Source organism: Gordonia sp. CPCC 205333 (genome assembly GCF_048537885.1).
Taxonomy (GTDB): domain Bacteria; phylum Actinomycetota; class Actinomycetes; order Mycobacteriales; family Mycobacteriaceae; genus Gordonia.
The window spans coordinates 588,939-613,203 of sequence record NZ_JBCLVI010000005.1 but is presented as its reverse complement, the minus strand read 5'-3'; the positions used below and the strand labels follow the sequence as shown (position 1 = coordinate 613,203).

Here is a 24,265-nt window from a genome sequence, read left to right as displayed (position 1 = left end):
CGGTCAGTGCACCGGGGGGGCCGGCGGGCGTCGCCGGGGAGCGGGATCGTCTACGAAGTCCGCGGTGAGATCGACGCCCGCGGCCCGTGCTGCGGCGCCGGCGGTGCGACGGGTCGGAGCTGCCTGCTGGGGTTGCCGGGGGCGAGGTGCGCGAGCTGGGTCGCGGGCAGGCTCGCCCTGCGGGCGTGGGCGCGGCGCAGAGGCCCGCTGCGTGCGCTGCTCGGGCCGTGGGGCTCCAACCGGGGCATCGCCGCGATCGGCGCGGCGTCGCCCGCCTTGAGCCGGAACTTCGGCGCTACGCCTACGCGTGGGTTGGGTACGGCGCTCGTCCTCGGCTGTGACGCGACGTCGGGTGGGGGTGCGTTCCGACGATTCCGCAGTGCGTCCGCGTGCAGCCGACTTCGTAGTTGTTGCCGCGCTGGGCTTCGCTGGCGCCTTCGCCGTCTTCTTCGACGGTGTCCGGGGCTTGGACGGCACCGAGGGGGGCGTATCGCGTGTGATGTACCAACGCGCGGCGACGACGGCGAGGGTCAATACGAACGTGACTGCCATCGACGGAAAACTGCTCGCAATCGGCAGTGCGAGTTTGAACACCAACGATCTCAGTGACATCTCGATGTCGGAGTTGACCGTGTACAGCGTGACGATACTCACTGCGAAGGCGACCAACGGCGGCTGCGCAGCGGCGGTGAACAGGGCGCGGCGGCGCACTGCCAGAGCTGCCCCGACACAACCAATCAGGTACAGAACCTGGTAACTGGTACCGAGTGCACCATGCATCGCCGCATCGATCGAGGCACCGATAGCGGTCAGGACCGTGGCGAGCAGTATTGCCCCCCACCAGGGCAGACCCCGATATCTAGGCAGCACTGACTGCTCGTTCAGGGGCACGTTGCTTGCCGCGAATTGGCCGGATAACACATTAAGACGGTACCGGTTGGAGCTGAGAAAATCGGTACCCGGTGTATCGCGGTGTCGCACACGTCGATCTCAGTCGGGCGTTTTGCGCTCTGCGTCTCCTATCGCGCTGCGAACCAGATCATCGATCACTTCGGGCGCGGGAAGGGGAGAAGTCTGATTTGTGAAGGCATCCAAGTCGGCGAGTTTGCGTGCGGTCACCCCCAACCGTGAATCGATCGCACCAACGGTCAGGTTGTACGCCTCGACCGCCCGGCGCAAGGATCCGCCCATCTTGTCGACATGTCCGAGAACGGTCGACAGGCGACGGTAAAGCTCGTAGCCGAGGTCATGAATGACCTTCGCGTCCTCGGTCAGTGCATATTGCCGCCATCCCAGCGCGACGGTACGAAGGAGCGCGACGAGCGTGGTCGGTGTGGCCAGCACAACCTTCTTGGTGAACGCGTATTCGATCAGGTCGGAATCGACTCGGGCCGCCGATTCGAGAATCGGATCGCTCGGAATGAACAGAACCACCATCTCGGGTGTGTTTGTGAATGCCGTCCAATACGCCTTCGACGACAACGCGCTGACATGTGCGCGTAGTGCTCGGGCATGGGCGATGAGTGCTTGCTCTTCGTGTGCCGGATCGTCGGTGTTGACGGCCTCGAGATATGCGTGCAATGGCACCTTCGCGTCGACGATGATTTGCCGACCACCGGCGAGATGGACAACCATGTCTGGCCGGACCCCGGTGCCGGACTCGTTCGAGGCTGTACCGCTGACCTGGGTATCGAAATCGCAGTGCCGGGTCATTCCGGCCAATTCGACCACGCGTTCCAACTGAAACTCACCCCATCGGCCACGAATATGCGGGGTGTGCAGGGCATTGGCCAGTGCTCGCGTTTGCGAATTCAGTTGGGCGGACAGGTGTCGCATTCCGTGCACCTGCTCGGACAAACCGGCGTATGCGCTGATCCGGTCGGTCTCGGTACGCCGAAGTTCGTCGGAGAGTCGGCCGAGCGTGTCGCGCAGCGGCCCCACGATGTGGTGAACTTCGGCGCCGATCGCCGCGGACTGACGTCGCGCGGCGTCCTCGCTCGCCGCGCTCAGTGACTGCGCGGCCATCGCTTCGGAGCGCTGATATACCCGCGCGTCTGCTTGGGCGCTGGCGAGCTGTGTCCCGCTGCGCGCGACCTGAGCCAGCCATCCCAGACTGAAGCCGAGAATCAGGCCGATGGCGAGGGCGATGACGGTGGCGGTGGACATGGCAGAAGAATGTCAAAGGGGTACGACAGTCTCACATGCCGCGACTGAAATCTGCGTCGAGGATTCTGGCGGGGGAGTCTCGCCCTCTCCAACATCAGGCCCGCAGATTATGCCGCTTCTCGATCAAGCAGAGACCTCTTGATATCGACGCCGTACCGGAATCCGGTCAGCTTTCCCGACTTACCCACCACTCGATGGCACGGCACAAAAAGCGCTGCCGCGTTTCGGGCACATGCCGACGCCGCCGCGCGGATCGCGGGAGCATTGCCGGCCCGCTGCGCGAATTCGCTGTAGGTAACTATGTCGCCGGCATCGACTGCACGTAAGACATCCCACGCGTGCATCAGGAAGTCGCCCGATTGCTGGCGTACCGGCACTTTTGTGACGATGTCGTGGTCCCCGGCGTAGTAGGCCTCGACGGCACCGGTTAGCTCGGACAATGGCGCCGGTCGGACCGTCTGCGGCTGAATCCGCGGATGAATCAGAGCGGCAAGGTAATCGGGGTCGTCGACCCAGCCGGAGGCGAGAATCTGATCGGCTTCGTCGGCGATGAGCGTGAACGGTCCATCGGGTGTGTTCACGGTGGCCCAGCGTGCGGTGTCGGACATGATGCGATTCCTTTCGATGCCGGCAGCGGCGCTGCCGGGAAATGGTCTACCGAGTCTCCGATGTGGTCGGCAGGATCTTCGCGCGCCACAGATGCATGGACGCGTATGAGCGCCACGGTGCCCACGTGGTGGTCTTGGTCAGGTCGATATCAAGCTCTTCTGCCGCGCGAGCGACGACGAGGTCGGTGCTCAATAAAACGTCGGGATCCGAGGCCGCCCGCATCGACACATAATTCGCGGTCCAGTCGCCGACCCCGGGAAGGGAGCGCAACAGGCCGCGCATATCTGACGCAGCCAGACCGGTATGCAGTTCCACCGCGCCGTCGGCGATTCTCTCCGCCGCACCGACGATGGCGTCGATACGACGTCGCGGACCCCGTAACACGTCACGTCCGTGTTCGGCGATCCTCGCTGGCGTCGGGAACAGCAGCGACGGCCCGCCAGCCCGGTCCCAGGGCGCGGACTCGCCTAGGGCGGCCACCAGATTGCCCAGATGGGTCTGCGCGGCACGCACGCTGATCTGTTGACCGATCATCGTCGTGAACAATGTTTCAACGGTGTCGAGGGTGCCCGGCACCCGGATTCCAGGCGCGGCGTCTACCAGTGGTCGCAGGTGTGGATCAGTTGCTAACAACTGATCGGCTGCTTGTGCGTCGGCATCAAGGTCCAGGAGGCGTCGCACCCTATTCACCGCGACGCCCAGGTCGCGCATATCGAGGTGGCGAAGCCGCAGAACGACGCTGTGCTGTCCCGGGTCGGCGTCGATGTTGATTCCGATCAGCGCCGGACCGTGCGGAAGTGATGTGGTGCAGATGAATTCCCCGTCGACCATCGCCGAGACGCCCGCGATAGCGTGCGCCGACAGAAACCACCGCAGCCATGCGGCGTCGAGCGGGCGGCGGTAGGGCAGCCGCAGGGTGATCGCACCTGCGGTCGGGGCGAGCGCGGTGCCGTGGGCCCGCGATGCGCGCAGTTCACGCAGTTGTGTCGGGGATAGGGCGAAGACTTCCCGAATCGTGTCGTTGAACTGCCTGATGCTGGCGAATCCGGCGGCGAAGGCGACGTCGGTCATCGGCATTGTCGTGCACTGGATTAGGACCCGTGCGTTGGTGGCTCGATGTGCCCTGGCCAGTGCCAACGGTCCGGCGCCGAGTTCCGCGGTCAGCACGCGGCCCAATTGTCGGGTCGAATAGCCCAGCTGGCGGGCCAGTCCGTCGACGCCGTCACGTTCGACCACGCCGTCGGAGATCAACCGCATGGCTCTCGACGCCAGGTCGGCCGAGGTGTTCCAGCGTGGTGACCCGGGGACGGCGTCGGGGGCGCATCGTCGGCAGGCGCGGAAACCGCCGTGTTGAGCGGCCGCGGCGGTGAGCACGAACCCCACATTTCGGGCCAGCGGTGTTTGCGCGGGACATGAAGGGCGACAATAGATCCCGGTGGATGACACGGTGACGAAAAACTGGCCGTCGAATCGTGAATCGCGGGCCGAGAGGGTGCGATAGCAGCGATCGAAGTCGAGGCCGGGGCTTGTCATCGAGGCGGGCATGCCTTCACTGTGCCAGCGTTCCGATGTCGAGGCTAGCGGGAATCGGCCATTGCGTTTCGTGCCAATTTCGGGGGTTTGTCGCCAACGGCGTCGGGTGATGGTGTAATCCTGATCACATGAGTTGGATGAGTGACCGGCGTCACAACTGCCGATTGTCGGACCTGCCCCCGTGGGGCCTGGAGATCATGATGGGCCTGTACGGTCCGGATACGATCGTGTCTGCGCTGGATTCTGAACGCGAAGCCTCAGTGGCGAGTGACCCCTCCTTCGCACTATCGGCGATCGGTTTCGTGCCGGTGAGCGTGCCGTCGCAGTCGGTGTCGGCTCAATCGTCGAATCCGTCGCCCGAACAGGCGATGACAGTCGGCGAATTCGGAACCGCACGGGTCAGTCCGTCGATGGCGGAATTCGCCGCTATTGACGCCCTCGGGCGGAAGATCGCTCACTTGTTCCGCCGACACTGACTTTCGGGCGACGCAGCTCCTGCACAATCTGGTGCGGGTATGTGAGGATTTACCGGTGAGCGATACCGCGGAAAAACCGGCGTACCCGACACGCGGACAGGTCTTTCTGTCCGGGTTGCGGTCCACCTCAATTATCGGACTGCAATTCGTCCTGATCGCAGTCGCACTCTGGGTCCTGTTCTGGGTGCTGGCAAAATTCTGGATCGTTCTGCTCCCGGTGCTTTTCGCGATCATCATCTGCACGGTGCTGTGGCCGCCGGTTCGGTGGATGCGTGATCGGGGCGTACCGGGCGCGGCTGCCTCGGCGGTGATGATGCTGCTGGGCATCGGTGTGCTGGCCGGGATTCTCACCTGGATTGTGCCTTCGATAGTGAAGCAGGCGCCCGAACTCGCCGCGAAGGGCACCGAAGGTGTTCAGCGCCTTCAGGATTGGATTCAGGGGCCGCCGATCAATCTGCGCGACGAACAGCTCGACCGGATCGTCCACGCGATCACTGAGAAGCTCCAATCGAGTGCATCGTCAATTGCATCAGGCGTGTTCAGCGGGGTTGGTGCGGCGACATCGGTCGTGATCACGTTGTTCACCGCGGTGATCTTGGTGTTCTTCTTCCTCAAAGACGGCCCTAAATTCCTGCCCTGGCTCAATCGCACACTCGGTCATCCGTCTGGCACCCATGCCAGCGAAGTGTTGTCGCGGGTGTGGGGGAGTCTTGGCGGCTTTATCCGGACTCAAGCGATCGTCAGTTTCGTCGACGCCGCACTCATCGGCGCCGGGCTGTTCATCGTGCAGGTGCCGCTTGCCTCCGTGCTGGTGGTCATCACATTCTTGGGCGGCTTCATCCCGATCGTCGGCGCGTTCGTCGCGGGGGCGCTCGCGGTGTTGATCGCACTGGTCTCCAACGGTTTGACGCAGGCGCTGATCATTCTTGCGATCATCCTGCTGGTTCAGCAGTTGGAGGGCAATGTCCTGCAGCCCTGGCTGCAGTCGAAGTCGATGGATCTGCACGCGGTAATCGTGTTGCTGGCGGTCACGGTGGGCGGCAGCCTGTTCGGCATCACCGGTGCATTCCTCGCGGTGCCCGCCGCGGCCGCGTTGGCGGTGGTATTCCGATATGTCAACGAACAGATAGCCGAGCGTGCCGGCGAGAATCTGCCGGAAGTCTCCGATGATGTCGGCGACCCGCCATCCGTCGGTGCCGACCCACCAGCTGACCCGACACCCGCGACCTAACTAGTCGACGACCGAATCACCTTGGTGCACAGCGGTAATCGCAGGTCCCATGACCTTCGCGAGGTCGTCGGCGACATCCCGATCACCCTCGGGCGGCATAGCGACATAACTCAATGCCATTCGGGTGATAGCGCGCGCGATCCGCATCGCATCCGAATCCGACAAGCCAAGCCACGACGACCTGAATGACGCGGCGAGTATGTCGCTGGCCGCGGTGATCAGCGGCGCGGCATCGGTGGTGAGTAATTTGAGCAAGTCACTGTTGGCGTCGCCGGCAAGCAGTGACCGGATCATCGGGTCCTGTGCACTCAACGTGAAGAAATCGTTGAATCCGGCATGCAGAGCGGCGTGAATATCGTTGACATTGGCCTCGATCGCGACGCCGACGTGTGCCGCGAATGCGCCCGCGATACGCAGCGCATAGGCCTGCGCCAGGCCATAGCGCGAACCGAATTCGTTGTAGACGGTTTGCCTGCTCACTCCTGCGGTCGCGGCGACATGGGTCATCGTTATCGCTGACCAGTCTCGATCGTTGAGTAGATCGTGTAAGGCGTCCAGCAGCGAGTTCTTCAGTAGTGCCTTACTCGCTTCGGCATAGGTTGGTCGTTGGCCGGTCACCCGGCCAAGCTTATCGCCGACGCCTCGCGTGAGTCGGGCGCCGGTGCCGCCTATGCGACTGCGGCCGACTGCTGCGGTGGCAGACATGAGGTGATCTCCTCACGGGTTTTACGGCCGCTGGCCGGACGGCCGACACTGACCGCGCCAACTAATCGTTCACCGTCGAAGACGCGAATGGTCGCGTCGAAGTCCTCGGGCGACCCGTCGACTGTGATCCGGTCGCCGTCGCCGGGCCAGCCGGCGATCTGGATGTTGATCCCGTACTGGATGGTCCAGGCCAGCGGCACCGGAGTGATTGAGACTTGGGTACCCATGCCGAGGTCGGCGAGGACCGTTGCCGCGACGACCTTGCCTTGGTCGCCCGCGGTCAACCAGTGTTCGGACCGATGATGCAGACCTGTCAGGGGATGGGGATACTCCGCGACGTCGCCTGCGGCGTATACCCCGGCAGTGTTGGTGCGTAGATTGGCATCGACCTTAATCCCGCTGGTGCCCAACGGGATTCCCGCAGAAGTCGCAAGGTCGGTGGTTGGCTGGGACCCGAGTGCCGCGACCACGAATGAGTCGGGGGGAGTGTCGAATCCGTGAGCTGCCACGTGGTTGATCCCGGCCGCGGTCACGACGGCGTTGGTATGAATATCGACGCCATGAGAACGATGTTGCGTGGCGATCAGGTCGGAGACCACCGGGGGCAGCACTCGTCCCATTGGGCGGTCGGTCGCCTCCAATACGCTGACGTGTGTTCCGCTCGTGGCTGCCGACGCCGCCAATTCAAGACCAATGAGACCGCCGCCGACGATGACCAGCGGTTTCGCTTGTGACAGATTACTTTTCACCGCGATGGCGTCGGCCCGGGTACGTAGGGAGGCGACGTCGGGTGCCAGCCAGTCGAACCGTCGGGAGACGGCTCCGGTTGCCAACACCAGTGCGGTGTAGGTGATTTCGCTGCCGTCGGCAAGTGTCACGGTGCGGCCCGAAGTGTCAATCGAGATAACCGTCGAGTCGGTGCGGATATCGATCTGCCGTTCGGTCCAGAACTCCGGCTTACGCAGCGTGATCTTGGCCGGTGACAGGTCGGCGGAAACGATATCTTTGGATAGTGCCGTTCGCCGGTAGGGCAGGTCGGGCTCGTCGCCGATTACGGTCACCGCGCCGTCGAAGCCATTGGCGCGTAACGCTTCCGCGGTCGTGATTCCCGCGATGCCGGTGCCGACGATCACCACGCTCGTGGTGGCCGGGGTGGTCATGGCCGGGCTACCTCGACCATCTCGAAGTCAGCCTTGGCCGCACCGCAGTCGGGACAACTCCAGTCGTCGGGGATGTCGTCCCAGCGGGTGCCGGGTTCGATGCCATCCTCGGGCCAGCCGAGTTCTTCGTCGTACTCGAATCCGCATTGCTCGCAGCGAAATAGCTTGAAATTCATACCGAAACTCCTTCGAAGTCGATCTTCTCGCGGACGCCGCAATCAGGGCAGGTCCAGTCGTCGGGGATGTCAGACCAGCTGGTGCCGGCCGAGAAACCTTCGCGCGGTGCGCCTTTGACCTCGTCGTAGATGTAGTCGCAAACGGGGCACTGGTAGGTAGCCATCGTGAATCTCCTTATGCCTGAGCGCTTGCGCCGTAGCGGGCGAGGATCTTCTCCCGCCGATTCGGCTGAATATTGACCTTGGTGATGTCGCCGTCGTAGTGGTCGAGGACGCGGTGGTCCATCACCTTGCGCCAGATCGGTGGGAAGTAGGCGAGCGTGATCATGCTGGCGTATCCGCTCGGCAGGTTCGGTGCGCCGTCGAAGCTACGCAGGGTTTGGTAGCGGCGCGTCGGGTTGGCATGGTGATCGCTGTGGCGCTGCAGGTGATAGAGGAAGATGTTGGTGCAGATGTGGTCGGAATTCCAGCTGTGCTGAGGACTGCAGCGTTCGTAGCGACCGCTCGCGGTGGTCTGCCGCATCAGGCCGTAGTGCTCCAGGAAGTTGACGGTTTCCAGCAGGGAGAAGCCGTAGATTGCCTGAATCACCATGTAGGGCAAGATTTCCCAGCCGAAGATGGCGGTGAGTGCACCCCAGAGCACGATCGACATCGCCCAGGCGTTGAGGACGTCGTTGCTCGGATGCCAGAACGACTTTCCCGCGCGGTCGAGCCGCTTGCGCTCCAACTCGATCGACGACCGCAGGCTGCCCCACACGCTGCGCGGCAGGAAGCGCCAGAAGGTCTCGCCGAATCGTGAGCTTGCCGGGTCTTCGGGGGTCGCGACGCGGACATGGTGGCCACGATTGTGCTCGATGTAGAAATGTCCGTAAAAGGTCTGTGCGAGTGTGACTTTCGACAGCCAGCGCTCCAGATCGTCCTTTTTGTGCCCCAATTCGTGTGCGGTGTTGATGCCGATGCCGCCCATCACCGCGATCGACAGAGCTAAGCCGATCTTGGACAAGATTGATAATCCGCCGTCGATGCCAAGCCAGGACAGGTTGTCGGCCGTCCACAGGTAGCAGGCGTAGATCAGGCTGGCCATCTGAAACGGGATGAAGACGTAGGTGCAGTAGCGGTAGTACTTGTCATTCTCCAACTGCTCCATCAGTTCTTCGGGCGGATTCTCGCCGTCGGGACCGAAGAACACGTCGAGTGCGGGAAGCAGGATGAACAACAGGAACGGTCCGATCCACCACCATGCCGGCGATACGTACTGAAGGCCGTGGCCGATCGCGTTCATCGCCGCGACGAATCCGGACGCGAGAAAAACTGCGGTGGGTGGGATCAATCCGAGCAACCAGAGATGGCGCTTCTTGTCGCGCCATTCGGTCGCGGGTAGGGCCGACTGGGCGTCGATTGGGGTGCTCATCGGTACCTCCTAGGGGCTGGTGTTGCGTACGTCACTAGACACTAGATGACGATTCGTCGGAAGTCTATACAAATAGATGATTTTGTAAAATCGAGTAGGCGAGACGTGCCTACCAGCGGTTGGCCGTCAGGAGGCGTTGCCGGGCGCTTTTGTAGGATGGGCGCCAGTCGTCGGCGAGGGAGTGGATGTGGGTCTGGCAGATCGAATCGCGGGTCGTGAAGATGGGTTGTTGCTGTTCAGCATCACCCCGCCGCGTCGTTCGACGTCGCCCGAGGAGGCCCAGCGGATCGCTGACGTCACTATCGAGCGGTTGCACACCGTCGACGTCGACGGGCTGATTCTCTACGACATCGACGATGAGAGCGATCGAAATCCCACCGAGCGACCCTTCCCTTATCTGCCGACAAAAGACCCGGCGGCGTTCTACGAACAACATCTCGGCGGCTGGGACAAGCCCGTTGTCGTATACCGGTGTGTCGGTAAATACGACGAAGCCGAGTTGACCGACTGGCTGTCGGCGCAGGACCCGGCCAAGGTGCTCACGACCTTCGTCGGAGCCTCGACCGGTGGGAAAGAATGCCGCACCGATCTGCCCAGTGCGCAGAAGCTGTGGCATGAGGTCGCGCCGGAGATGCGGATGGGTGGCGTCGCGATTCCCGAGCGGCATTCCCGCAGTGGCAGCGAGCATTCGCGGCTGGTTCGCAAGCAGCAGGCCGGCTCGTCGTTCTTCGTGACGCAGGTGGTCTACGACACCTCAGCCGCGAAGAGCATGGTGTCGGACTACTTCTACGCGTGCGAGGACGCCGGCCTGAAACCGGTTCCGGTGATCTTCACACTGTCGGTGGTCGGATCGATGAAGACGGTTGAATTTCTCGAATGGCTCGGCGTCGATGTTCCACGTTGGGTCCGCAACGACCTGTCGCATACCCCCGATCCCTTGGCGACGTCGTATGACCAGTGCATTCTCGCCGCGCGGGAGTTGACGTCGTTCTGTGAGCAATTGGGTATGCCGCACGGGTTCAACGTCGAGAGCGTGTCGATTCGCAAAGCGGAGATCGAGGCGTCGGTGCGATTGGCGAGTCATCTGCGTACGCGTCGGCTGCGCTGAGCGCGGGGCCGATAGACTGGCTCTCCGTGAGTCTTACCCTCGGAATCGTCGGGCTGCCCAATGTCGGCAAGTCCACCCTGTTCAATGCCCTGACCCGTAACGACGTGCTCGCCGCGAACTACCCGTTCGCGACCATCGAGCCCAACGTCGGCGTGGTCGAGTTGCCCGACAAACGCCTCGATCGGCTCGCCGAGATCTTCAACAGTGAACGCATCCTGCCGGCCACGGTGTCCTTCGTCGACATCGCGGGCATCGTGAAGGGCGCCTCGGAAGGGGAGGGAATGGGCAACCAGTTCCTCGCCAACATTCGGGAAGCTGACGCCATCTGTCAGGTGGTGCGGGTCTTCGCCGACGGCGACGTCGTGCACGTCGACGGCCGAGTCGACCCCCTGGCCGACATTGCGGTCATCGAGACCGAGCTGATCCTCGCGGACCTGCAGACGTTGGAGAAGGCAATTCCACGCCTGGAGAAGGATTCCCGCAAGAACAAGGATCTGGTCGCGTCGCTGGCCGCCGCACAGCAGGCGTCCGAGCTGCTGAATGAGGGCAAAACCCTGTTCTCCCAAAAGGATTCGTTCGATCTCGGTGCGGTGCGCGACCTGCACCTGATGACCGCCAAGCCGTTCCTCTATGTGTTCAACGCCGACGAATCGGTGCTTACCGACGATGCGCGGAAGAAGGAATTGCTCGACACCATCGCGCCGGCCGACGCCGTATTCCTCGATGCCAAGGTCGAGAGCGAACTCCTGGAACTGGACGAGGAGGACGCGCAGGAACTGCTCGACTCAATCGGTCAGGATGAGCCGGGCCTGCGTTCGCTGGCACGTGCCGGTTTCCACACTCTCGGATTGCAGACCTATCTCACCGCGGGGCCAAAAGAGGCGCGCGCGTGGACAATTCACCGCGGCGACACGGCCCCCAAAGCTGCCGGCGTGATCCACACCGACTTCGAAAAGGGTTTCATCAAGGCCGAGATCGTGAGCTTTGAAGACCTCGACACGCACGGCTCGATGCAGGCGGCCAAGGCGGCCGGCAAGGTGCGGATGGAAGGCAAGGACTACGTGATGGCCGATGGGGACGTGGTGGAGTTCCGGTTCAACGTATAGCGGCTCCCCTCGTTCTCCCGCGGGGGAGAGAACTAGCTCACTGCCAGATGACCTATTGTTCGGGCGGCTGGAACAACTCCGAAGCTTCGATCCATACCCCGCCCACCGCGCGCCCCGGCTACTGTGTCACCGTGAAGATACTTCGCGATATTGCGACGGCGGTTATGCTCCCGTTCCTACTTCTGAACGCGGCATACGAATGGGTGATGGGTAAGTTATTCGGTCCGCTGATCGAACGGGTCTTTCGGCTGTTGACTCCGGTTCTCATGCCGCCTCTCAACGCATTGGGCCGATTTCTGACCTGGTTCACGACGCCGACCGTCCGCGATGACGACGATGACAGCTGAAACTGTCCCCGTGACACGAGCAGGCGCTATATCGCCATCTGCTCTCGCTATGGGGACAGTCTTAGCGGGATCGGCCTCTTGCCACATCCAGTAGGGCGACAGCACTGATATTGCGCGCCCGTCTCGACGCCGCGATCCGCTCGTTTCCGGCGGGCACCAGCAGTCGTAGGCCGCGCGGATGGCTGCGGAAGTGTAGCGGCGCGGGCAAATCAAGAGCCTCACCGTCGACACCCGCGAGTGCGCGCCCACTTTGCGTGGTCACGCTGAATGACTGTGCCGCGAACTCATGCCAGAACGGACTCGAGCGGCGCAGCCCCACCGCAGAACGAGTCATCAGGCGAGCGGCTTGGGCACCGGTCGACGTCGACACCGCGACAACCCCGAGCGTGCCGGTATCCATCTCACTGCGAGTCCCGGCATCGAGGGTTGCAGTCGACGTGTACGGGTTGTTGGAAACCAGAATGACGAAAGCGCCATCGACGTGATCGCCAGTGGGAGTGTCGAATTGGAGGTCGAAGGGTTCGGCGAGGGGGCCGAGGAGGTTGGGGAGGACCTCAGCTGCGGTATGGATCTTCTCCGACCGATACGAATCGTGTTGCACCACAGTCGCATACACACCCAGCGAGACATTGTTGACGAAGAGGCGGCCGTTGACCGTCGCATAGTCGACGCGACGTTCCACCGCATCGACGAATGCGCGCAGAGTCGTACCGGGATCGCTGCGATCGAGTCCGAGATCGAGGGCGAAATGATTGCGGGTGCCGGCACTGATGCATACGAACGGGATATCGTGCTCAACCGCGACGGCGGCGACCAGCGCTTGCGAACCGTCGCCGCCGGCCATTCCGAGACAGTCGGCTCCGCCGGCCACCGCGTCGCGGGCGAGCTTTTCCAGGTCGTCGTCAGCGCCGAGCACCACCGTCCGCACGCCCAATTGTTGTGCTGCGTCGACGATTCCGAATCGCTCGACCTTCCCGTCGCCCGACTTTGGGTTGCACAGCAGGACTGGCAGTGTCGGCGGTTTAGGTAGGCGTGACCGATCGAGACTGTGTAAATCGCGGACCAACGCGAACCGCGCGCATCCAATGAACAACATCAGCAGCGCCGCCGCCCCGGCCAGGCGCGGCACCACCCAATCGACACCGACCAGTGCGAATCCGATGATCGCGAGACCGCCGAGCACCGCCGCCGCGCCGACTGCCCGGCGCGGAATTCGTTCGGTGACCACCCACCAGGCGCCAGCGACCCCGACCGCCACGCCCACGAGCGCCGTGACTACCGCGAGCCCACTTCGGAAGAGGAAAATCACCAGCATCGATGCCAGCACAGCTCCGCTGCTCAACGCCAGAACCGCACTGACACGGCGCAAGCCGGATACCGACTCGGTGGCCGATCCGGTGCGATCGTCGGGCATAGGTCTATCTTCGCAGCCCAATTCGCGTCGCGGGTGGCGTCGGCGTAAACCATTCACAACTCCTGCGGCCGCTATCCGATGCAGTTTCCATCGAGCCGGCTAAACACCCAAATACCAAGTGGGGCAACAGTCCAAGAATATTCCGGGCAACTTGCCGCGCTAGCCAAATCAACTGCGTAGTGTTGTCGTGATGGGACATTGGCGAGTCCTCATCATCTTGTGCGCGGCACAATTCATCATGGTGCTTGACACCACCGTGATGAATGTGTCGGTGTCGAGCGTCGTCCAGGACCTCGATACGACGATTACACAAGTCCAGTTGGCCATCACTTTGTACACGTTGGTGATGGGTTCATTCATGCTCTTCGGCGGACGACTCGGCGACATGTTCGGGCGTCGCCGCGTGTTTTCAATCGGGCTCGTCGTGTACGGCACCGGATCACTCATCACCGCCCTTAGCCCCAATTTCGCGGTACTTCTCGTCGGCTGGTCTTTCGTCGAAGGTGCCGGAGCAGTACTGGTGATGCCAGCAATCATCTCCCTCACCGCCAGCAATTACGACGGAAAGGATCGCGCCACTGCCTACAGTGCCCTCGGCGGGATCGCCGCAGCGGGCGCGGCCGCGGGGCCACTCATCGGCGGCTGGGTGACCGAAGTACTGACCTGGCGGGTGGTATTCGGCTCGGAAACGATTGTCTGCCTCGCCGTGATCGCAGGAGTGCGCGTGATCGCAGACACTGGTCGGTCTGGATCGCGGCATATGGATTGGGGCGGAACGGTACTGTCCGCTGCCGGTCTGGGACTTATCGTCCTGGCCTTCCTGCAGGCCGGCAGTTGGGGTTTCATCAGACCATCCGGCGCGCTCACCATCGCGGGCGAACAGGTCACTCCATTCGGACTTTCGGTGGTGCCGTTCATGATTGCCGCGGGAGTCTTCGTGTTGATCGGCTTCTTCCGTTGGGAGAATCATGTGATCGCCCAAGGTCGGGTCCCGCTCATGCATCCCGAGTTACTGCGAAAACTGCAGTTGCGCAACGGTCTTGTGATGATGGTCGCGCAGCAGACGATCATCGGCGGCATGTTCTTCGTCATCCCGATCTATCTGCAATATGTTCTGATGAAAGACGCGTTCGAGACCGGGCTCAAGCTCGCGCCGATGTCGCTGGCAATGCTCATCGCGGCGTTCATGAGTCCGAAACTTGCTGCGACACAATCACCTCGACGAATGGTGCGGATTGGGCTGATCTTGGTGATCGTCGGCTCGGGGCTGCTGGTCACCACCATCGAGCCGCAGCTTGAGAACGTGATGTTCGCTGTCGGGATGGCAATCTTCGGCGCTGGATTCGGTTTCATCGCGGCACAATTGGGCAATGTGATCATGTCGTCGATCAGCGACCGGGACCGGGGCGAGGCCGGTGGGCTGCAAGGCACCGCCCAGAACATCGGTACGTCAGTCGGCGTCGCATTGCTCGGTGCACTGCTCATCGCGTCATTGAGTGCGGGCTTCAACAAGTCCGTCCAGAGCGACCCGAGCCTTGCCCAGAATGTGAAGACGCAGATTGCTCAACTCTCCGACAACGGCATCGAGATCGTGAGCAAAGATCAGCTCAACTCAGCGAAAGTGCCCAGCGGAGTGACGCCGGCGGAATGGGCCGGTCTCATCGATCATTACGAGCAGGCGCAGATCCAGTCGATCAAGGATTCAATCCTGCTCGCAATCTTCCTGGCATTGCTCGGATTGGTTATCGCCCAACGTCTTCCGAAGCGACCAGCCGCAGAACTAGGGACAGTATCAGTCGCCGACGACGGGTGAGGTCACCCATTGCGTTCAACATCGTCGCGCAGGATTGACGGCCACCGTCCGACGTCGGCGGGGGTGCGCGCAACGCGCAGTGTCGAATTGTGTAGCAAGGTGACCAGCGAGACCGCTGTCGATACCGGGTGCGCCGGATCGTCGATCCACGCCAATATCGTTGTCGGGATGTCGATCTGGACAATCTCCTGTGGTGTGGGTAGGTCGCTGAGTGCCGCTCCTCGGAACAGTGAAGGCAAGATAGTCGCGACCACGTCGGGTGCGGTCACGTGTGGGACCGCGGCCGGCGGTCGCGGCACGTCTCGTCCGGCCTCGACGAAGGCCTCGACGCCTCGCTCCTCGACAATCGTTGCGGCGCGGCGGTATTCATCAGATTTCGCGATCCGGGTCTCCCATGCCGTCGCGGGCACCATCAGCGTCAAGCCGCTAAACCGCTCCGGCCGCTTGCACGCGGCGTGCAGCAGGGTTGCTGTGCCCATCGACGGCCCGACGCCGTGAACCTGCTCGCCGGGAAAATAGTGATCGAGGAGAAGGAGAAGATCGTCGGCCAGGTTGGACCATCGATAGTCTTCGGGAATATCGCGTCCGGTCGAGTGGCCGTGACCGCGGGCGTCGTAGCGCAATAGGCGAGTGCCGCTCAGCCCTCGGCCCAGGTCGAGATCCAACACACGATCACGCGACCTGCTCGATGTCAGCCCGTGTAGCTGAACGACCGGAGGCCCGCCTTCGTCACTCAACTCCACGTCGAGAACGGCGCCGGGGACGTCGAATGTCGGCATGTCAGCTCCTCAAAGTGGGTGGGTGCGACCGTGAGCGGTTAGGGTACCGCCATGCGGCTCACCAACGTTGGACACCTACGCCTGCCGTTCGGGCGGTTGTGGGGTTATGACGTGACGGTATCCCAACTAGGTGGGGATCTGCCGGTTTCGTTCGATCAGCGTCGTCACGTCGGTGCCGGCGAGCGTCCCGGATCGTGGATGGCGTTGTCTTTCCGGCTACGGGAGCCGGTGTCGCGAGATGCGCTGGCCACCGCGTGGCTCGCGGTGATTTCAAGGCACGGGACACTGCGAACGGCCTTCACACAGAGTGCGGACGGCAATCCGGAACTACACCAGATCGACGTGCGGCCGGGGAAGTGGACCGAGCACGACATCGCCCCCGGACAGGCAGTCAACGATGCGTTGCGCGACGTTCTCGACGTCGCCTGCTCGCCGTACAGCCGACCGTCGCACCGGCTCTGCGTCCTAGAAACCGCTGCGGGACCTACCGTCGTCGTTGCGGCTGATCACTCGCATGTCGACATGTGGTCGATGTTGGTGATCGCGCGCGACCTCCTTGCGGCACTTGCCGATGTCCATGCGGGCCGGGAGCCGTCGCTGACTCCCGCTCCGCCGTTCGTCGAACACACCCGCGCGCTGCTCGACCGTCCGACCGCGCCGGATGATGTGCGTCGGCGATGGGCTGAGATCCTCACCGACAGCGGCTCAGTTATGCCCAAATTCCCGCTGCCGCTGGGCAATCCCGAACTCCAGCCTGAGCGGGTGGAGGTACGCGACGTCTTCGACGTCGACGACAGCGCAGCCTTCTCGGCGCAGGCCCGAGAGGACGGCGTCTCGACGCTCACGCTCGCGGTATCGGCGATGACCGCGGTCACCCGGGAGCTGGCCGGAACTCCACTGCGCGCGGTCTTTCCGGTGCACAGTCGATATGAGGCGAAATGGCACGACTCGGTTGGCTGGTTCATTACCAATTCGGTGCTCGAATCAGCTGACCCGGCCCCGGCGGCCTCCGCAGCGGCGGTGAAAGAAGCTGTGCGACTTGGTTCGTGGCCGCTGAAGGATGTGTTGGCACCGTGGAACGGTGAGATGCCCGAAGTCCCGGGGATGTTCGCCATATCCTGGCTGGATTTGCGTCGGTTGCCGGTACGGGTGGATGCGACGAGTCTGGAAGCTCAATACGTGAGCGCCGCGATCCAGACCGACGGAGTGATGCTGTGGTTCATCCTCGATGAGTCGGGTCTACACCTTCGATGTCGCTATCCCGACACCCCCGAGGCGAGGCGCAACGTCGGAGCGTGGCTGGACACACTCGTGGCGCGGCTCCAAGCCGGTGCGCGGGCGTCTGTCGGCGGGCTGTTGCGACTGGGAGATCGTACTTTCCGTGTTCAGCGCGCGGCGCGCGCCGACGTGCCCGAGGTGGTCGGGCTGCTGTCCGATGACGAGATCGGTCGCGGCCGAGAAGGTGGTGTCGACACCGCATACGAAGCGGCGTTCGACGTGGTCGCGCGAGACGCATCGCATTACTTAGCGGTCGTACGCAATGAGGCGGACCACATTGTCGCGACGATGCAGCTGACAGTCATCCCGGGGTTGTCGCGGGGTGGTGCGACGCGATTGCAGATCGAGGGCCTGCGCGTGGCGGCCTCAGAGCGGTCGGCCGGATTGGGTACCGCAATGCTGGAGTGGGCGCACCACCATGGTCGGGCACATGGGGCGACGCTAGTCCAGGTGACCACCGACGAGGTGCGCGACCGCGCCCGGGCGTTCTACACGCGGCTGGGATACGAGACTAATCATGTCGGATTGAAGCGCGCTCTGTGAGTCGGGTATTTCCATCCCCGAGAACATGATCGAAGGGCATATTGCCCTTCGGCCAACTTCACGGGGATGAGAATTCAACTTCCAGCTCGCGCCTAATCACGACATGGCGCTCCAGGAACTTTCGTTCGTCTAATTTCTTGCGTCGCATCCAGGTGGTCAACTCGCTGTTGCATTTGCTCGCGTTACAGGATCCGCACGCCGGGACCACATTGGTCAGGGTGTACCGACCCCCACGTGAGATTGGCAGCATGCAATCCTTTTGTAGCGCAGTATCTTTCGAACCGCAGTAGGCGCAGCCATTCCAGTGGGTCTTCAAAGCCGACCAGTGGGCATCGGTGAGGTCGTGCTCTTGGGCGGCCATCCGCTTCTTTCGGCGACGGGCGTATCGCGCGGCGCGAGTGGGACTCTTGGACGGCATCGACCGAGCGTATCGTGCGTCGATACCCGAAACGGGGAGCAACGCACCCGCATCGGTGCCCGCGCGGCACCAGGCCGTGGCCATACACTGAACCGATGATTGTTGAGGTCGGCGATCCGGTAGTACTCGGGGTTCCGGAGGGGGAGGCGACCCTGCGATTCGGCGCGGAGCCGTCGAAAGTCGGACAGTATCTCGGACGTCGTCTGCTCTTCCTGGACGGCGAGGCTGCCTTTGAACTCAGTTTCTGGTGCGGCACTTGCCAGTTCGTGTTTCAGCGGCTGTTGGGGGCGAATAGAACTCTCTCCGAGAGCGAACTTCGTGAGCGTCTTGCCGAGCAGTCCAGCGCAATCGATCCGACCGTGGTTCACACGTATGGCGAATTGTTGGGGAAGGGAAGATATCTGCCCCTCCTGTTGAGGATCGAACCGAAACTCGTCATGCCATTGGGCGCCGACGATTACTTCAGCATCGATCAGGTGGCCACCTGGGGAGTTAGAAACTTCTGGGGTCTTCCGGAGTATCCCGCTACGCCCTACTACCGGACTTTCCAGACTGTCGTCGACGAGGACGCACATTTGTATGAGTTCGTCGTGCCGATGGTGCCGCCAGCGTGGAACGAATCGGCGCGAGTGGAAGAGTACGTGGAGTTGCTGGCGAAGGGGGTGGTGCCGACCGCGGTGGCGGTAGCGATATTGGATGTCTGCGCACCTGCCACGAGCACAATGGCGACCGACTACCACCGCCACTGGGCGCTCACCCATTTCCTGCTTGACGGCCATCACAAAATGGAAGCCGCGGCGCGCTCTGGCCAACCCATTCAATTACTGACGTTGGTGGCACTCGACGACTGCCTTGCGACCGAAGAGGAGCGCGAGCGGCTCGTCGACATCCGGCGATCCCCGTTGCGAACGCGTCAGTGAATGCACGAGTCTGCGCGACTGAAGACTCCCGGCAATACTTAATCCGCGCGGCCAAATATGCTGCCGGCCAACGAGTTCAACCGATTCTGGTCTCGATGCGGGGCGTCTCGTTCATCGTCGGGGCCCCACTCGACCAGCCATAGGGAAGACCTGAGTACCCGAGAAGGACAGGACCTTTGGCACTGCTGGGCCGGACCTCGTCGTGGAAACGTTCTTGTGAAACGCAAGTTGTGTTCTGTGGGAAGGATGTTCGGTGGTCGCAAGCAGCCCAGCGGAGAGTGGTGCAAAAGAATGGCTGGTCGCGAGTCGTCCGTATCCGGCGCGCGCCGGCCTGAAAGGCACATTGCTCTACCGGCTCATTACGACCACCGATCACAAGTTGATCGGCGTCATGTACATAGTCTCCGCCTTCGTCTTCTTTGTGATCGGTGGATTATTGGCGTTGCTGATGCGAGCCGAACTCGCGCATCCGGGACTGCAGTTCTTGTCCACCGAGCAATTCAATCAAGCATTCACCATTCACGGGAGCATCATGCTCCTGCTCTATGCGATGCCATTGGCATTCGGTCTGGCCAATTACCTGTTGCCGATTCAAATCGGCGCGCCGGATGTCGCGTTCCCACGCCTTAACGCGTTGGGATTCTGGCTGTTCCTATTCGGCGGATTGGTGGTCGCTGCCGGGTTCGCGACACCCGGCGGTGCAGCCGACTTTGGCTGGACCGCTTACACGCCGCTATCGGATGCGGTTCATTCTCCCGGTGTGGGCGGCGATCTGTGGTTCATGGGAGTGGCCGTCGGCGGCCTGGGAAGTATTCTCGCCTCGGTCAACTTCATCACGACGGTCTTTTGTCTGCGCGCTCCGGGAATGACGATGTTCCGTATGCCGATCTTCACGTGGAATATCGTCATCACCAGCATCTTGGTGCTGCTGATCTTCCCGCTTCTCTCCGCTGCGGTAATCGGCATGGAGGTGGATCGCCGCTTCGGTGCGCACTTGTTCGACCCGGCGAACGGTGGAGCGATGCTGTGGCAACACCTGTTCTGGTTCTTCGGTCATCCCGAGGTATACGTGCTGGCATTGCCGTTCTTCGGGATCGTCTCGGAAATATTTCCGGTATTCAGTCGCAAACCTATCTTCGGCTATTCAGGTCTCGTCTACGCGACGGTGTCGATCGCTGCCCTGTCAGTGGCTGTGTGGGCCCATCATATGTATGTAACTGGCGCCGTTCTATTGCCCTTCTTCTCTTTCATGACTTTCCTGATCGCGGTACCGACCGGCGTGAAATTCTTCAACTGGATCGGCACGATGTGGAAAGGGCATATGACCTTCGAGACTCCTATGCTGTTTTCAGTCGGGTTCATCGTGACCTTCCTGTTCGGTGGTCTGACCGGCGTTCTTCTCGCAAGCCCTCCGTTGGACTTTCATCTGTCCGATTCGTATTTCGTTGTCGCGCATTTTCACTACACCCTGTTCGGAGCGATCGTCTTCGCCGCGTATGGTGGCATCTACTTCTGGTTTCCCAAGATGACCGGACGGATGTTAGATGAGCGACTCGGAAAGATTCATTTCTGGCTCACGTTCATAGGCTTCCACGCGACGTTCCTCGTCCAACATTGGCTGGGAAACGAGGGGATGCCGCGTCGCTATGCGGACTATCTTCCGTCTGACGGTTTCACGGTGCTGAATATGATTTCAACAGCTGGTTCGGCGATTCTCGGGGTGTCCACGCTGTTCTTCTTCTGGAATGTCGTTCGCAGCTATCGGTTCGGCGAAGTAGTCACCGTCGATGACCCGTGGGGGTTTGGAAACTCACTAGAGTGGGCGACCAGTTGTCCGCCGCCGCGTCACAACTTCACCGAACTGCCGCGGATCCGGTCCGAACGCCCCGCATTCGAATTGCACTACCCGCACATGGTGGAACGTATGCGTGCCGAGGCACATGTCGGCTCGGACCACACGCCATGACCGACATTTGCCGAGAGCGGAACCTTTCCACATCCGTGACGGCGAAGTCGATTGGGTTGTTGGGTCGCCTGGTTGAGGTGATGGCGGTCGCTGTCCTTATCGTCTGGATGACGTCGTCTGGTTGACGGTGGATTTGCCTGCCTGGCAGCTAGTTGCCGCGACGCGCGCGTCCATGGTGGGCGACGTGATGGCCGTGTGCTGTCACGTGCGGCGCGCGAGACCCCGCTCATTAGGGTTTAAGAATCGACGCGCCTACCGGATCAAGGACGACACCGCGCTGTTCACCACTGCGTCGAGATTGTTGCCGAGGTGTCCAGTCAGCCATTGTTGAGCGAGTTCGGCCATCGCGCCGGTGAACATTGCCGCGCGAACCCGATTGCCGATCGGGTCGGCATCACCGCGGTCCTCGGCGAGGGTCAACTCCAGCAACAGGTCTTGGGCTGCGGCGCGTCGAGCTATCAGGACCGGATTCGCGCGCGCGTCGGTGAATAGCACTCGGCCCCGCTTGGGGTCGGCGGAGCCAAAGCCCAGCACGGCGCGAATCCCGGCGCGGGCGCGGGCTGCGACCGAATCGTCGGCGACGGTCAACTCCGCCTCGATGGCGGCGGACATGTCGAGGGCGACCTGGTCGTAGATCGCACCAAGCAACTCGTTGGTGTCCGCGAAGCTCTCGTAGAAGTAGCGCGTATTGAAATCACAAGCGCGACAGACCGATCGGACTGACAACCCCGCTTCGCCCTGAGTGCCGAAGATCTCGAATCCGGCTGTGACCAGCTGTGATTTTCGTTCGGCGCGACGGTCCGCAAGCGGAACGCCCGCCCATCGCGTGGGGCTGGACATCACACCAGCATACGTCGCGTGAAGGAAAAAATAGGCAAAGTCTGGTCACGTGCGTACCCAGAATGTATTCTGGGTACAACCGTTACCAAATTAATTGGGGAGGAAGGCCGATGCTGGTGTCTCTGCCGTCTGTGAAATTGCCGGATGTGCCGCGATTGAGTGCGGTCAACCGGTTGCCGATCACTTTGCCGCATCAGTACATCGGCAAATGGCTCAACGATCGCTTCGACGAGAACGTCAAAGCGAAATTCTTTCGTGGGATGGACTTCGAAGAGCCCGACGGGGATCCGGGGTGGTTCGGTCCGGGCAGCCGCACCTGGCATGTGCATTCGCACACTCCGGCCCTCATCTTCGGCCTGCAGTGTGCGGCTTATCTCGAACGCCTCGATCCGAGTATCTACTGGATGGGGATGCATCACTCCCGCCTGGTCAAGCCGTCCGGCAAAGGGCTCACGGCTCGGATTGATCCCGAGGGAGCGAATATTCGTCTTGGTCATTCCCTGGCGTTCTTCATCGGTACCGCCTACGGATCAACCGAGACCGCCGAACGACTCGCACGTACTGTGCGCGCGATGCACCACACCATCAAAGGCGTTCGGCCGGACGGACTTCCCTACGATGCTGACGATCCCGACTGGTTGCGCTGGAACTATGCGACCGTCGTATGGGGAATCGCGACCGCTCACGAGATCTACCATCCGAATCCGTTGCGCGGCAATGAGCTTGACGAATATTACGCGGAATTCGTCAGAGTGGGGCAGGCATTGGGTGGGACCGATCTGCCCGCGACCAAAGCCGATACCTTGACCTGCCTGCAGGAGTACCTGCCGAAACTCGGACTCACCTATGGCAGTGCGATGGCGACCGGCGCCAATGTGACCAATCCAGCTCAGGCGGCGGTGGATTGGGCGATCCGCGACACGATGCCGTCCTGGGCCGCGCAGTTGGTGATGCACAAGGCGCCCAATCTCATCGAGCGCCGTGCGCGGCGTGGCGCGGTGTGGTCGGCGATCAACGGACTGCACCTCAGCATGGGGGAGGCACCCGAGTTCGCCGCTGCTCGACGCCGGGTCGCGGGTGGCACGACGGTCCCGCATACCGAACCGACCTACGTTCTCGGCACCGATCCGGCGCTCGGTCGTGACGAGGTAGAAGCGGCATTCTCCTAGTTGTCCAGATAATTTTCGATGCCGAAGGTCAGCTATTCGCTCGGTCCCCGTGGCCGAGATTCCACTCGGGTAGTGCCTGGTCGCGCACCAGTCGCTTGAGAGCTGCGGCATCAGGAAAGCCGCCGTCGCGCTTGCGTTCCCATATCCGTTGACCATCGACCTCGATGAAGAACACACCCCCGGTACCTGGCACCAGGATGACCGATCCGAGTTCTGTGCCGAATGTGCTGAGCAATTCCGATGCCATCCACGTCGCGCGCAGGAGCCAATTGCATTGTGTGCAGTAGGTAATTGAGATCTGCGGACCGCTCATCGGGATAACCCTGCCAGACGTGGGCGATTCCGGCACCTCGACGTGCGACGATGGAGACATGCATCGGCCGGCGGTCCTCTCCACGCAATCGCCACGGCTCGCCGTCGTGGCGTCTGGCGTCGACCCCGATGGTCGCTGTCCGACGTGTCCGGATTGGACTGCCGCCGACTCGCGGCCGCTCTGGACGTGGTGGCTCGCCAACCCGACTGTAGACTTCGGCGATTCGCCTGACGCTGTCGAATCGTTGAGATCGGTTGTTGGGCAGGAGATATAAGTGGGCAGCGCAGTCTCGGTGTGGTTGCGGTCGACGTCGGGACCCGCTGAATATCCGGCGTTGGTTCGCATCTGGCGCAGCGCAGTCGACGCGACACACCAGTTCGTAAACGCCGAACACCTCGATCAGATCGAGGCCAAGTTGCCCACCGACTACCTGCCCAACGTCGAGCTAACGGTCGCCGAAGTTGAGGGCGCTGTGGCCGGATTCTCCGGAGTTGGCGATGACGGCCTGGAAATGTTGTTTGTCGACAATGATTTTCGCGGTCGTGGCGTCGGAACTATCCTCCTCGAAGCCGCGTTGGCACACTCGCCCGCGCTAACCCTCGATGTCAACGAGCAGAATGACGCCGCAGTCCAGTTCTATCAATCGAAGGGGTTTATCCGCGTTGGACGCAGTCGAGTCGATGCCGATGGGCTTCCGTATCCGTTGCTGCATATGAAATTCGGAGGTTCTGGTGCACAACAATAAGGATGGTCCGCGGCGCTCGGTGCAGAGCCAATCTATGCC

Annotated in this window: 25 protein-coding genes; 11 read left to right on the top strand and 14 right to left on the bottom strand. The window is 62.0% G+C overall.

Features of this window, described 5'->3' with window-relative positions; genetic code table 11:
• Positions 1 to 3: 3 nt before the first annotated feature.
• The 4 genes from AAFP29_RS20795 to AAFP29_RS20780 form a co-directional block, all read right to left on the bottom strand.
• Positions 4 to 981 (bottom strand): DUF6542 domain-containing protein, encoded by a 978-nt coding sequence (locus AAFP29_RS20795; protein ID WP_419219311.1) that lies wholly within the window; start codon positions 979 to 981, stop codon positions 4 to 6.
• Positions 982 to 990: 9 nt separating this feature from the next.
• Entirely contained in the window at positions 991 to 2,166 is a 1,176-nt protein-coding gene (locus AAFP29_RS20790) for a DNA recombination protein RmuC (RefSeq protein ID WP_419219310.1), read from the bottom strand.
• Between the two features lie 107 nt (positions 2,167 to 2,273).
• Positions 2,274 to 2,774, bottom strand: coding sequence for a methylated-DNA--[protein]-cysteine S-methyltransferase (locus AAFP29_RS20785; protein ID WP_419219309.1), 501 nt, complete (start codon positions 2,772 to 2,774; stop codon positions 2,274 to 2,276).
• A 46-nt stretch (positions 2,775 to 2,820) separates the two neighbouring features.
• Complete coding sequence (locus AAFP29_RS20780) at positions 2,821 to 4,320, bottom strand: AlkA N-terminal domain-containing protein (RefSeq protein WP_419219308.1); 1,500 nt, start codon at positions 4,318 to 4,320, stop codon at positions 2,821 to 2,823.
• Between the two features lie 116 nt (positions 4,321 to 4,436).
• Between AAFP29_RS20780 and AAFP29_RS20775 the strand changes: the two genes are divergently transcribed.
• Together AAFP29_RS20775 and AAFP29_RS20770 are read left to right on the top strand one after the other, a co-directional pair.
• Positions 4,437 to 4,784: a hypothetical protein gene (locus tag AAFP29_RS20775; protein ID WP_419219307.1), complete on the top strand. Its 348-nt coding sequence runs from the start codon at positions 4,437 to 4,439 to the stop codon at positions 4,782 to 4,784.
• A gap of 55 nt (positions 4,785 to 4,839) precedes the next feature.
• Positions 4,840 to 6,015 carry an AI-2E family transporter gene (locus AAFP29_RS20770; protein WP_419219306.1) on the top strand — a complete coding sequence of 392 codons (1,176 nt, stop codon included), beginning with the start codon at positions 4,840 to 4,842 and terminating at the stop codon, positions 6,013 to 6,015.
• On the opposite strand, the gene AAFP29_RS20765 is transcribed toward AAFP29_RS20770, so the two are convergent.
• Genes AAFP29_RS20765 through AAFP29_RS20745 form a run of 5 tightly spaced genes read right to left on the bottom strand, consistent with a single transcriptional unit; the run spans position 6,016 to position 9,467 of the window.
• A complete protein-coding gene (locus tag AAFP29_RS20765) occupies positions 6,016 to 6,720 on the bottom strand; it encodes a TetR family transcriptional regulator (RefSeq protein ID WP_419219305.1) in 705 nt (234 codons plus the stop codon).
• Complete coding sequence (locus AAFP29_RS20760; protein ID WP_419219304.1) at positions 6,684 to 7,880, bottom strand: NAD(P)/FAD-dependent oxidoreductase; 1,197 nt, start codon at positions 7,878 to 7,880, stop codon at positions 6,684 to 6,686. Before AAFP29_RS20760 ends, AAFP29_RS20765 begins: the two co-directional genes overlap by 37 nt.
• A complete protein-coding gene (locus AAFP29_RS20755; protein ID WP_007316102.1) occupies positions 7,877 to 8,056 on the bottom strand; it encodes a rubredoxin in 180 nt (59 codons plus the stop codon). The genes AAFP29_RS20760 and AAFP29_RS20755 overlap by 4 nt, the downstream gene beginning before the upstream one ends.
• Positions 8,053 to 8,220 (bottom strand): rubredoxin, encoded by a 168-nt coding sequence (locus AAFP29_RS20750; protein ID WP_419219303.1) that lies wholly within the window; start codon positions 8,218 to 8,220, stop codon positions 8,053 to 8,055. Before AAFP29_RS20750 ends, AAFP29_RS20755 begins: the two co-directional genes overlap by 4 nt.
• A gap of 11 nt (positions 8,221 to 8,231) precedes the next feature.
• Positions 8,232 to 9,467: a fatty acid desaturase gene (locus tag AAFP29_RS20745; RefSeq protein WP_419219302.1), complete on the bottom strand. Its 1,236-nt coding sequence runs from the start codon at positions 9,465 to 9,467 to the stop codon at positions 8,232 to 8,234.
• Between the two features lie 187 nt (positions 9,468 to 9,654).
• Here AAFP29_RS20745 and AAFP29_RS20740 point away from each other — a divergent pair, with 187 nt between their 5' ends.
• The 3 genes from AAFP29_RS20740 (at position 9,655) to AAFP29_RS20730 (ending at position 12,028) form a co-directional block, all read left to right on the top strand.
• Entirely contained in the window at positions 9,655 to 10,575 is a 921-nt protein-coding gene (locus tag AAFP29_RS20740) for a methylenetetrahydrofolate reductase (protein WP_419219300.1), read from the top strand.
• 26 nt (positions 10,576 to 10,601) lie between these two features.
• Positions 10,602 to 11,681, top strand: coding sequence for a redox-regulated ATPase YchF (gene ychF, locus AAFP29_RS20735; protein WP_419219299.1), 1,080 nt, complete (start codon positions 10,602 to 10,604; stop codon positions 11,679 to 11,681).
• Positions 11,682 to 11,812: 131 nt separating this feature from the next.
• On the top strand, positions 11,813 to 12,028 hold the full coding sequence (locus AAFP29_RS20730) for a hypothetical protein (RefSeq protein WP_419219298.1): 216 nt from the start codon (positions 11,813 to 11,815) through the stop codon (positions 12,026 to 12,028).
• Between the two features lie 61 nt (positions 12,029 to 12,089).
• On the opposite strand, the gene AAFP29_RS20725 is transcribed toward AAFP29_RS20730, so the two are convergent.
• Positions 12,090 to 13,442, bottom strand: a complete 1,353-nt coding sequence (locus tag AAFP29_RS20725) for a diacylglycerol/lipid kinase family protein (protein ID WP_419219297.1) — start codon at positions 13,440 to 13,442, stop codon at positions 12,090 to 12,092.
• A gap of 190 nt (positions 13,443 to 13,632) precedes the next feature.
• Between AAFP29_RS20725 and AAFP29_RS20720 the strand changes: the two genes are divergently transcribed.
• On the top strand, positions 13,633 to 15,255 hold the full coding sequence (locus AAFP29_RS20720) for an MFS transporter (RefSeq protein ID WP_419219296.1): 1,623 nt from the start codon (positions 13,633 to 13,635) through the stop codon (positions 15,253 to 15,255).
• A gap of 2 nt (positions 15,256 to 15,257) precedes the next feature.
• Here the strand turns inward: AAFP29_RS20720 and AAFP29_RS20715 are convergent, their stop codons facing one another.
• Positions 15,258 to 16,034, bottom strand: coding sequence for an alpha/beta fold hydrolase (locus AAFP29_RS20715; RefSeq protein ID WP_419219295.1), 777 nt, complete (start codon positions 16,032 to 16,034; stop codon positions 15,258 to 15,260).
• Between the two features lie 51 nt (positions 16,035 to 16,085).
• Between AAFP29_RS20715 and AAFP29_RS20710 the strand changes: the two genes are divergently transcribed.
• Entirely contained in the window at positions 16,086 to 17,855 is a 1,770-nt protein-coding gene (locus AAFP29_RS20710; RefSeq protein WP_419219294.1) for a GNAT family N-acetyltransferase, read from the top strand.
• Positions 17,856 to 17,913: 58 nt separating this feature from the next.
• Here AAFP29_RS20710 and AAFP29_RS20705 read toward each other — a convergent pair whose 3' ends face one another.
• The gene (locus tag AAFP29_RS20705) at positions 17,914 to 18,273 is read right to left on the bottom strand and encodes an HNH endonuclease (protein WP_419219293.1); all 360 of its coding nucleotides are present in this window, start codon (positions 18,271 to 18,273) and stop codon (positions 17,914 to 17,916) included.
• 95 nt (positions 18,274 to 18,368) lie between these two features.
• Here AAFP29_RS20705 and AAFP29_RS20700 point away from each other — a divergent pair, with 95 nt between their 5' ends.
• Both AAFP29_RS20700 and ctaD read left to right on the top strand, forming a co-directional pair.
• Positions 18,369 to 19,193, top strand: coding sequence for a hypothetical protein (locus AAFP29_RS20700; RefSeq protein ID WP_419219291.1), 825 nt, complete (start codon positions 18,369 to 18,371; stop codon positions 19,191 to 19,193).
• A gap of 295 nt (positions 19,194 to 19,488) precedes the next feature.
• Positions 19,489 to 21,159 carry a cytochrome c oxidase subunit I gene (gene ctaD, locus AAFP29_RS20695; protein WP_419219424.1) on the top strand — a complete coding sequence of 557 codons (1,671 nt, stop codon included), beginning with the start codon at positions 19,489 to 19,491 and terminating at the stop codon, positions 21,157 to 21,159.
• A gap of 252 nt (positions 21,160 to 21,411) precedes the next feature.
• On the opposite strand, the gene AAFP29_RS20690 is transcribed toward ctaD, so the two are convergent.
• On the bottom strand, positions 21,412 to 21,999 hold the full coding sequence (locus AAFP29_RS20690) for a TetR/AcrR family transcriptional regulator (protein WP_419219290.1): 588 nt from the start codon (positions 21,997 to 21,999) through the stop codon (positions 21,412 to 21,414).
• A gap of 110 nt (positions 22,000 to 22,109) precedes the next feature.
• On the opposite strand from AAFP29_RS20690, the gene AAFP29_RS20685 reads away from it, so the two are divergent.
• Positions 22,110 to 23,168 (top strand): oxygenase MpaB family protein, encoded by a 1,059-nt coding sequence (locus AAFP29_RS20685; protein ID WP_419219289.1) that lies wholly within the window; start codon positions 22,110 to 22,112, stop codon positions 23,166 to 23,168.
• A gap of 28 nt (positions 23,169 to 23,196) precedes the next feature.
• Here the strand turns inward: AAFP29_RS20685 and AAFP29_RS20680 are convergent, their stop codons facing one another.
• A complete protein-coding gene (locus tag AAFP29_RS20680) occupies positions 23,197 to 23,481 on the bottom strand; it encodes a SelT/SelW/SelH family protein (RefSeq protein WP_419219288.1) in 285 nt (94 codons plus the stop codon).
• Positions 23,482 to 23,755: 274 nt separating this feature from the next.
• On the opposite strand from AAFP29_RS20680, the gene AAFP29_RS20675 reads away from it, so the two are divergent.
• On the top strand, positions 23,756 to 24,226 hold the full coding sequence (locus tag AAFP29_RS20675) for a GNAT family N-acetyltransferase (protein ID WP_419219287.1): 471 nt from the start codon (positions 23,756 to 23,758) through the stop codon (positions 24,224 to 24,226).
• Positions 24,227 to 24,265: the final 39 nt, after the last annotated feature.